This window comes from Rahnella inusitata, assembly GCF_003263515.1.
GTDB classification, from domain to species: domain Bacteria; phylum Pseudomonadota; class Gammaproteobacteria; order Enterobacterales; family Enterobacteriaceae; genus Rahnella; species Rahnella inusitata.
Genome location: NZ_JYDE01000044.1, coordinates 97078 through 106706, shown reverse-complemented (window position 1 = coordinate 106706; position 9629 = coordinate 97078). Strand labels below are relative to the sequence as shown.

Annotated in this window: 8 protein-coding genes and 1 tRNA gene; 2 read left to right on the top strand and 7 right to left on the bottom strand. The window is 45.6% G+C overall.

The window, feature by feature from the left end:
* On the top strand, positions 1–304 hold a 304-nt coding region (locus tag TU92_RS21540; RefSeq protein ID WP_136627598.1), incomplete at its 5' end, for an integrase core domain-containing protein.
* On the opposite strand, the gene TU92_RS22255 is transcribed toward TU92_RS21540, so the two are convergent.
* The 5 genes from TU92_RS22255 to TU92_RS21520 form a co-directional block, all read right to left on the bottom strand.
* On the bottom strand, positions 223–1272 hold the full coding sequence (locus TU92_RS22255) for a hypothetical protein (protein ID WP_136627597.1): 1050 nt from the start codon (positions 1270–1272) through the stop codon (positions 223–225). The two genes, TU92_RS21540 and TU92_RS22255, sit on opposite strands and share 82 nt — an antisense overlap.
* Positions 1256–2860, bottom strand: a complete 1605-nt coding sequence (locus tag TU92_RS21535; RefSeq protein WP_112169341.1) for an ATP-binding protein — start codon at positions 2858–2860, stop codon at positions 1256–1258. The genes TU92_RS22255 and TU92_RS21535 overlap by 17 nt, the downstream gene beginning before the upstream one ends.
* A gap of 1 nt (position 2861) precedes the next feature.
* Positions 2862–4232 carry a DNA cytosine methyltransferase gene (locus tag TU92_RS21530; RefSeq protein ID WP_112169339.1) on the bottom strand — a complete coding sequence of 457 codons (1371 nt, stop codon included), beginning with the start codon at positions 4230–4232 and terminating at the stop codon, positions 2862–2864.
* Between the two features lie 129 nt (positions 4233–4361).
* Entirely contained in the window at positions 4362–5627 is a 1266-nt protein-coding gene (locus TU92_RS21525; RefSeq protein WP_112169337.1) for a tyrosine-type recombinase/integrase, read from the bottom strand.
* Between the two features lie 197 nt (positions 5628–5824).
* Positions 5825–5909: transfer RNA gene (locus TU92_RS21520), tRNA-Leu, on the bottom strand.
* A 219-nt stretch (positions 5910–6128) separates the two neighbouring features.
* On the opposite strand from TU92_RS21520, the gene ampH reads away from it, so the two are divergent.
* Entirely contained in the window at positions 6129–7268 is a 1140-nt protein-coding gene (ampH, locus tag TU92_RS21515) for a D-alanyl-D-alanine-carboxypeptidase/endopeptidase AmpH (RefSeq protein ID WP_112169335.1), read from the top strand.
* Between the two features lie 72 nt (positions 7269–7340).
* On the opposite strand, the gene lptG is transcribed toward ampH, so the two are convergent.
* Positions 7341–8411 (bottom strand): LPS export ABC transporter permease LptG, encoded by a 1071-nt coding sequence (gene lptG / locus TU92_RS21510; protein WP_112169333.1) that lies wholly within the window; start codon positions 8409–8411, stop codon positions 7341–7343.
* On the bottom strand, positions 8411–9505 hold the full coding sequence (gene lptF, locus TU92_RS21505) for an LPS export ABC transporter permease LptF (RefSeq protein ID WP_112169331.1): 1095 nt from the start codon (positions 9503–9505) through the stop codon (positions 8411–8413). Before lptF ends, lptG begins: the two co-directional genes overlap by 1 nt.
* Between the last annotated feature and the right edge of the window lie 124 nt (positions 9506–9629).

Below are 9629 nucleotides of genomic sequence, written 5' to 3'. Positions count from 1 at the left end.
CAGTCACTATACCAGCAGGAATTTCAGACAGTTACTGTGGAGATATCAGATAAAGCAAAGCCTGAGTCGCCGGGGAAATTGCTGGGATAACAGTCCAATGGAACGGTTCTTCAGAAGCCTGAAAACAGAGTGGGTACCGGATAATGGCTACGCGAATTTTAGCGAAGCCAGCACGGCAATAACGAATTACATCACAGGATATTACAGCCAGCTCAGACCTCATCAATATAATGGTGGTTTGACGCCGAATGAATCAGAACGATTGTTCTGGAAAAACTCTAAAGCTGTGGCCAGTTTTTGTTGACCACTACAAGCAGCCACTAATAAAAAATATCGCAGGGCTTTAAGTAGACTTTTAGGGGGCGCTATAACAATGTGGTCTTTATTTGGGACTTCTGATGAAGGAATATCAATTACTAAGCTTGATTTTTTTTTAAAAAAATCTTTACCCCCAGTATAAGCTGGACCTGGAGTCACTAATTCCGCAAAGTTGGGGTTAAGCAAATCTGTCTGGGCGATTAAAAGATTTGCTTGTGGTGTAGCTGTATATTGCAAATATGAATGATGTGGGAGCCTATCTCGGACATTACAAATCCGATCATAAATTGTGCTTTTGGATGTTTCATCCTCTTTCGCTGCGCGAATTTTAGCAGCTAAGGTATTTAAACTAGCCTGATCACTCTCATCATCAATAATTAGAACAGGAACTTGCTCTAAAGGAAGGTTTTCTAGAACACTTGATAGATTTTCAAGATGTACACTTTGTTTCAAGACAGTAATTAACACTGCTCTTTTCTTTATCGGCCTTTTTTTCCAAGAGTCAATTCTGTCTTTTATTTGACTGGCAACACCTTTCGGATTTGAGAAATGATACCAATTTTCACCTTCATCAATACCTAGATCCTTAATTAGTCTCTCCTCTGATTGCTCTCGAAGATTTGTTTTTGTTCCAGCAAAAACAATCACCATTCCATAACAGTTATCCCGAGCTAAAGAAATAACTGTTTCAAATGATAATGTTTTCCCACTTTGAACATAACCCACAACTAACCCAGTCTCTCTACCAGATACTTCCTCTGGTGGTAAACACCGACCTAATATTCGTTGAGCTTCTTGGAGGATGGAACTCTCGCCATCAGTCAAGTCACTATAGCTTGGCCCATTTTGATCTTTAGATTTACTTTGTAGGAACTCTTCTGTGACATCGCCACGTTTTGGCTCCCACCGAAGAGGAGGAAGTATTTTATTAATGATCTTAATCGATGTTGTCATTTTCAAAAACCGTACGCGTAAGCGCTCCTCGTAGTAGATAGTTAAAATGATGTAAGAAACTTTCAGGTGACTCGCCAGTAATATCCTCAGATAAAATAAGTGATATACAAACTACAGATGCTATGCGGAGGAATAGTTCAATATTCTCATTAGACGTTCCAAGAAACTTAGTAGAAAATGGATGAGCTAATGATAGATCAATAAACAAACGCCTTATTCTATTCGTATTATCACTTTTTTCCTCCTGCATTTTCGCCATTGAAACCCACTCATCTCTAGCTGGATCAACAGATGTACGTAAAGTAATCACCCATTGGAAAGAACCATCGTAAACCTTAACTATTTTTTCAGATGCTTGCAATGAACTCTGAGCCATTTCCTGCATAATTACTGAAGGCTCTTCTGGGTGCTCTTTTATCTCAGTTAATAATGGAGTAATATTATTCTCAATATATTCAGCAACAACTGCCGTTGCTAATTCGGCTTGCTTTTCAATAGATTTTCTAGTGGGGAGCGAACGATAATTTTCAGCTTGTGATATCAGGTCTAATGGAGGATTTTCTATTTCTTCACGTAATCGCTCGAGAAAAATATCTTCATACCCCTCCCAACGGAAACCATCTTTTGTATGGCTAACCTCGAAACCTTCTACATAGAGTTCACCAAATAGCCTTTGATATTGAAAACTATTTGTTCTTTTAAAAATATATTCTGGCCGATATGTTTCATCCGAACTTCCAATAATTAATCGACCTCGTCTAAATAGAGCAAATCCAGCATAATGCGTTGAACCAATTTCCCTGAGCGCTACAAAACCTTTTACAAAAAGTCCATTACCCAAGTCTAATTTTATATCTTTCCGCCATTCAATTGGTTCAGTACAACTTTTATCAACTATCCCCGGAGAGATATACTTTAGTGCTTTGAGAATAGATGGAGATTTATAACATAAAGGCTCTCCATTAAAATTTATTTCTAAATTCCCATCTCTTAGGAATACACGATAGATACTACACAAATGTTCTTTGATTTTTCCTATGGTTCTTCCTTGAGGTATATGATGTAGCCTTCTCAAAGAAACAACTGTATAGTGATAATTTGCATCTACTTCATTAGTTTGTGTATTCAAATTATCAATATTTTCATCGACAATTTTCTTAACATCAAAAGTTATACTTCTTTCAACTTTCTCACCAATTGCTTTAGTCCTAACATTCCAACAATCAGAAAACCAACAGGCGGCACTTTTCATCCCCATACCAAACTCAGAGAGTCCAGTACGATCATCGGGTAACTGCGCCGTTCTGAAAGCGCGAGGGAAATCAGATGTTGAAATTCCAGCGGCATTATCACATATTATTAATTGCCCTGGCAGGGTAGCATCTAAACGAATATCAATTTTGAGTTTGAAGGCATTACTATTAGCATCATTAAGCTTATCTTTATTCGCTATTGAGCTTTGAATAGCATTATCAATAAATTCAGCAATAGCGTACCACGGCTTATAGTTAAGATGCCTTAATACAGAAAGTATATTAACTTCAGGCCTAATTTCAATTGGGGCAAGTAACTCTTCATGGGAGTTCATTTTACGCAACCTCCTTTTCGCAAAGACTTTTTACTCGTTTTACAATATCATCAGTATCGTATGTTTCAATAGTTTGTTTACAAAGAAGTGCTTTAGCAACGTGCTCTACCACTTGAGAATTTACAGCATTTCCTAGCGCCTGAAAGGCTTGCGTTTGGCTAGCTGGTAACTCTTTTAAATCTTCTAAACTTTGAAGTCGAGCACATTCTCTTGGAGTCATATAACGTTTCTGCCAAGCAATTATAGGGACTTGAGTATCAGTCATTGCTATAAGACTTGGGGCAGTAGTCCTACGTTTTACCCGTACTCCAGAAGCTCTAAATTGTAAAACATAAGACCAGATATTATGTTCGCCACCCTGAACATTCCATTCAAGTTTTTGCAAACTGGAAGGGAACTTAAGAATTGAAGGCAGCCATGCATCTATCCATTCTTTATTGTCCTGATAAAATTTTCTATTTTGTCGAAGAAAATCTCTCTTCCACTTTGGAAAAGTCATATCTTCAGTTCTTGCGTGACTAGGAAGTGCAGCCCATCTTTCTTCAATATTTCTAAGATAGCCCAATTTTTGACCATGACTTCCTTTAAAGCCTTTGAGCCCATTTAAGCCTAGTCGTATTTTCCTTGAATATGGTGTTTCATTTTCAAAGGGATACGTTGCTCCCCATTCCATCGACCAAAGAGGAAACGATGGTAGTTGCACATTTTTAGGGCAAGCTTTAAGGAAAGCATCCCATACACCCAAACATTCTTCTACTTGTGAAGAAAGAGGTTTAGCCTCAGCAGGATAATCATCCAAAATACTATCTATTGAAGTTTCAACTTCTGTTAGTTTAGGCCATTTGAATTCCGATAGTGGTTCCAAAGAGCCAACAATATATATACGTTCTCGAATTTGAGGTATACCGAAATTATGAGGCGACAGTTTTGCCGCATCAATATGGTATCCCAGCCCTTCACTACCAAGAAGCTTTTGTATTTTTATCCAAGTTTTGCCATTATCATGCTTCAATAAATTCGGGACATTCTCTAATATAAAATAATGAGGTCTTTTACATTCTAAAATATTGACTACATTAAAGAATAAACTCCCTTGCTTCGTACACTCGAACCCTAATTGCTCCCCTGCTTTTGAAAATGGTTGGCATGGGAAACCAGCTGTTAATACATCATGGTTAGGTATATTATCGATAGTAACTTCAGTAATATCACCCGCAGGGCGTATATTAAAATTGATTTCGTATAAATCCTGCAGGTTTTTTTTCCATTCGGCAGCAAAAACACATGTGCCACCAAGCTTTCTAAGAGCCAGATGAAAACCACCTAAGCCCGCAAATAAGTCTATGAAATTAAAACCTTTTAAATTTTCCATCTAAAATTCTCTGATCATTAATGATTGGGTACGATCAATGTCATTAGTATTTACCTATTATTACTGTATATTAACACAGTTAACTCAGCAAATATTTCTTACTCCAAATTGTTTTCGTTCCACATTCGGTTAATTCTTGTTACTTTTTTGTCTTCCAAAATCAAACGGACTAACCCCTTCAACCCGATTCACATCCAGATAATCCGCCCACCACTGCAACATCAGCCTACGCTCCCCCAAATGCTCGGCCTTATGAATATAAGCCGCGCGCACCGAGTTACGTTCCTGGTGACTCATCTGCCTCTCTACAGCATCCTTCGACCACAAACCCGACTCAATCAACGAACTACAAGCCATTGTCCTGAAACCATGCCCGCAAACCTCAACCTTCGTATCGTATCCCATCACTCGCAGAGCCTTATTCACCGTATTCTCACTCATCGGCTTACGCGGATCGTGATCACCAACGAAAATCAGCTCTCGGTTTCCACTCATGCTTTTGATCTTTTCCAGAATGGTCACAGCCTGGCGGGATAAAGGAACAAGATGAGGAGTACGCATTTTCGATCCTCGATGTGAATGCTTCACACCTTCCAAAGGCTCACGCTCTCCCGGAATCGTACACATTGCAGTTTCAAAATCTACTTCTGACCAGCGAGCAAAACGTAACTCGCTAGATCGAATGAAGACTAACAACGTCAGCTCGACAGCTAAGCGTGTTAGTGGTCTGCCGGTATATGTGTCGATACGGTGAAGTAGTTCAGGAATGCGATTAAGTTCTAGCGCAGCACCATGCTGTCGTTTAGCTGTGGCAACGGCTCCAGCGATCTCTTGTGCGGGGTTATAGTCGATTAAACCGCTCTGCACGGCAAATCGCATAATTGCTGTTGTTCGTTGTTGTAGACGGGCCGCCACTTCAAGACGTCCAGACATCTCTACGGCTTTAATGGGCGTGAGTAAATCTCTTGTTTTTAGCTCAGCGATATTTCTCGAACCAATCGCAGCAAAGAGGTTATCCTCCAGGCTCTTCAGAACTCGTGCACTGTGCGCCTCAGACCACTTCTGATTACTTGCGTGCCAGTCTCTGGCTACCACTTCAAAAGTTATCACTTCCTGCTCTTGTTCTACCTTAACGGCTTTCTTATTCTCACTGGGATCGACACCATTAGCTAAATGCTTGCGGGCTTCTTCACGTCGTACCCTGGCATCAGCCAATGACACTTCAGGGTATTTCCCCAACGCCAGCATCTTCTCTTTACCGCCGAAGCGATAACGCAGTCGCCAATATTTAGAACCGTTCGGGTGAACCAGCAAAACCATGCCGTCGCCATCAGTAAGTTTATAAGCTTTTGCTTCAGGCTTGGCCGTACGAACCTTCACATCACTCAGAGCCATGTTGAGTATCCTTTCAAGGGTCTGTGTGGGTACAAACATTATCGAACCGGGATATACCCGCATTTGTACCCGCATCAGTAAGTTGATGTAGATTGAATCAGGTTGACTTATGTTGACTGAAAAAGCGAGAGGAGCCTTGCGGGGACTGGATTTTAGACATAAAAAAAGACCTCAGTTGAGGTCTATTTACATACTGTTGGTGCCGAAGGCCGGAATCGAACCGGCACGCCTTGCGGCGGTTGATTTTGAGTCAACTGCGTCTACCGATTTCGCCACTTCGGCACAGAAAGTAGTATGCGGAAAACGTGGGCATTATACCCAGCCCAGCAGGTCACGCAATACTTATCCCGCCTTGTTCGGTTTAAGTGTTGAAAAAACAGGCACTGGGCGCGTTGCGAGAGGGTTTTGCTGACAAATATCTTAGGATTGAGCGCTTTTTTCCCATGCCGTTTTTCAAACTTCGCATTAGTATACAAATCACAAATTCTTAATGGCCTGTTGATGGATATCCGCTTGTTGAAAAAAATCTCTCTTTCGCTCCTCGCGCTGGCCTTTGCCAGTACGCCTTTATGGAGCTATGCGCAGCAGAATGCGCGTCTGGCGTCGCAGGTCGTGGATGACCATGCAGAACACATTTTTTACGGCAGCGGCGCTATGGGAATGGCGCTGGTGGTGGTGGATAACAATCAACAAGTTTTCCGCAGTTTTGGCGAAACCCGCCCCGGTTCCGATGTGCGCCCGCGTGAAGACTCCGTGGTGCGCATCGCCTCGCTGACCAAGCTCATCACCAGTGAAGTGCTGGTCAAAATGGCGCAGCAGGGCAAAGTCAGTATTAATGACCCGCTGCGTAAATACGCGCCAGCCGGCGCCCGCGTGCCAGGTTACAGCGGCACCAATCCGATCACGTTGCTGAATCTGGCGACACACACCAGCGGTCTGCCGCGTGAGCAGCCGGGCGGCGTGGCACATCGTAATGTCTTTACCTGGCCGACCAAAAGCGATCGCTGGAACTGGCTGAGCGTTGCTAAACTGACCGTCCCACCGGGTGCCCGTGCGTCTTACTCAAATCTGGCGTTTGACCTGCTTTCCGATGCGTTATCGAAAGCGGCCAATAAACCCTATCCGCAGCTGCTACGCGAACAGATTACCCAGCCGCTAGGGATGACTGATACCACACTGACGCCTAACGCCAGCCAGTGTTCACGGCTGATGGTCGGGCTGCGTCCAAGCCCTTGCATCAACACTATTGCCGCAGCGGGCAGCGGCGGGCTGTATTCCACGCCAGCCGACATGGGCCGCTGGATGCGTCAGTTCCTCGGGCAGCGCACGACTACCGCCGAAATGGCGCAGAAGATGTACTACAAACGTTCTGATTTAGTGTCGCTGAAAGGCATGGACGTACCGGGCATGGCGGACTCACTGGGCATGGGATGGGTAACGATGGCGCCCACCCCGTTGCTGCCGCGCATCATCCAGAAAACCGGTGGCGGCGGTGGCTTTATTACCTACGTCGCGATGGTACCGCAGCGCGGTATTGGCGTGTTCGTTGTGGTCACCCGCAGCGAGCTGACCAAGTTCAAAAACATGAGCGATGGCGTTAACGATCTGGTCGCCGAGCTGGTGCGAAATAACGAACTCTGACAGTTCAGATGCCAACAGACAGACGTAAAAAAAGCAGGCTCAGCCTGCTTTTTTTGTCTCTGACGCGGCGGTTTACTTCTTCTTCAACAGCAAATACATGCTGATGACGAAGAATAATCCGCTTGGCAACAGCGCGCCTAATATCGGCGGAATGCTGTAAACCAGGCTCAGCGGACCGAAAATCTGGTCAAGTACATAGAACAGGAAACCGAAGCAAATCCCTGTTACCACGCGCACACCCATCGGTACACTGCGCAGCGGGCCGAAGATGAACGAAAGCGCCATCAGCATCATCACCGCAACAGACAGTGGAGAGAAGATTTTGCTCCACATGTTGAGCTGATAACGTTTGGACTCCTGCCCGCTCTGCTTCAGGTATTTCACGTAGTTGTAGAGGCCGCTTATCGACAGCGCATCCGGGTCGAGCGCCACGACGCCCAGCTTGTCCGGAGTCAGGTTAGTCTTCCACACGCCGGTCAGCGTCTGGGAACCGGTGATTTGCAGCTTGTCGGTCAGGTCGGATTCATCCACCTGCGACAATTTCCACTCGCCGTTATCGAAGGTCGCGGACGAGGCATAACGCACAGACTGAAGTTTATTCTCGTTATCAAAATGGTAGATGTTCACGCCAGTCAGCTCTTTCTCGCCCGCCACGCGTTCGATATAGATAAAGTCATGACCGTCTTTCGCCCACAATCCGTTCTGAGTAGAAAGCAGTGAGCCGCCGTACATCTGCTGCGCACGGTAATTACGCGCCATCTGTTCGCCCTGCGGTGCTACCCACTCACCAATTGCCATGGTCAGCAGCACCAGCGGGATCGCGGTTTTCATCACCGATGCAGCAATCTGCATACGGGTGAAACCAGAAGCCTGCATCACCACCAGCTCACTGCGCGTTGCCAGCGTACCCAGACCCAGCAATGCGCCCAGCAGTGCCGCCATCGGGAAGAAGATTTCGATATCTTTTGGCACGCTGAGTAAGGTGTAAAGCCCTGCGCCCGCCGCTGAATATCCGCCCTGCCCGACTTTACGCAACTGGTCGACAAACTTGATGATGCCAGAGAGTGACACCAGCATGAAAAGCGTCATCATGATGGTGTTGAAGATAGTGCGACCGATGTACCGGTCTAATACGCCAAACATCAGGCTGCTCCTCTCAAGCGTGCGCGGAACTTACGAACCGGCAACGTATCCCATGCATTCAGAATCAATGCCAGCCCGAAGTAGACCAGGTTCGTTCCCCACATCCAAATCATCGGATCCAGCTTGCCTTTGGCGCCGTTAGAGCGCAGCGAGGTTTGCAGCAGGAAGAAAATCAGATAAAGCAGAATCGCCGGTAACATACTCAGTACGCGACCCTGACGCGGGTTTACCACACTCAGCGGAACCACTAACAGCGCCATGATGAAGACTGACACGATCAGCGTTAAGCGCCAGTTCAGCTCTGCACGCGCTTCCGGTTCATCGGAGTGCCACAGTTGCGTCATGGTCATCTGATCGGACTCATTCGGGTCAAGCTGCACGGTCTGATGGCCGATCACGGCGAGATAGTCGGTGAAATCGGTAATACGGAAGTCTCGGAGCAGCGCGGTTCCTTCGTAGCGGGTTCCCTGATCCAGGGTGACAACCTGAGAACCGTCCGGGCGCTGCAGCATGTGGCCTTTATCAGCCACCACGACGGAAGGACGCTGGTTACCACTCGGACGAAGCTGCGCCAGGAAAACGTTATGGAATTCTTTGCCCTTCACGTTGCCGACGAACAGCACGGCATTGCCGTTCTGCGCCTGCTGGAACTGGCCTTCAACCATCGCCGCCATGCTCGGGTTGGCTTTAGCTTCCGCCAGAACCGCATCCTGATGCTTGGATGACCAGGGGCTGAGCCAGATAGCGTTGATGCCGGCGAAAACTGAGGTAAATAACGCCAAAACCAGTGCAGCGATGACCAGTGACCGTTTTCCGAGACCACAGGCGTGCATGACTGTGATTTCACTGTCGGTATACAGTTTCCCGAGCGTCATCAGTAAGCCGAGGAAAAGGCTGAGAGGAAGAATAAGCTGCGCCATTTCCGGAATACCTAAACCCAGAAGTGACAGAACTAAATTTGTTGGGATATCGCCATCGACTGCCGCTCCAAGCACTCTGACCAGCTTCTGACAAAAGAAGATGAGAAGCAGAATGAAGAGAATGGCAAATTGGCTCTTGAAGGTTTCCCTAACCAGATATCTAATGATGATCACGCTTAATACGCCTGTGAAAACTTGTCTTTTTGAAGGAAAATCGCTAGTTTCATCGCTAATCCGTCATTTATTCTCATCATATGGCAACCTTCACAGCTAAAATAGTATTACAACACCGAGAATT

Excerpts from the sequence above, each read along its gene's own strand:
- TU92_RS22255 (WP_136627597.1), bottom strand. The coding sequence starts at position 1,272 with ATGACAACATCGATTAAGATCATTAATAAAATACTTCCTCCTCTTCGG.
- TU92_RS21535 (WP_112169341.1), bottom strand. The coding sequence starts at position 2,860 with ATGAACTCCCATGAAGAGTTACTTGCCCCAATTGAAATTAGGCCTGAA.
- TU92_RS21530 (WP_112169339.1), bottom strand. The coding sequence starts at position 4,232 with ATGGAAAATTTAAAAGGTTTTAATTTCATAGACTTATTTGCGGGCTTA.
- TU92_RS21525 (WP_112169337.1), bottom strand. The coding sequence starts at position 5,627 with ATGGCTCTGAGTGATGTGAAGGTTCGTACGGCCAAGCCTGAAGCAAAA.
- ampH (WP_112169335.1), top strand. The coding sequence starts at position 6,129 with ATGGATATCCGCTTGTTGAAAAAAATCTCTCTTTCGCTCCTCGCGCTG.
- lptG (WP_112169333.1), bottom strand. The coding sequence starts at position 8,411 with ATGTTTGGCGTATTAGACCGGTACATCGGTCGCACTATCTTCAACACC.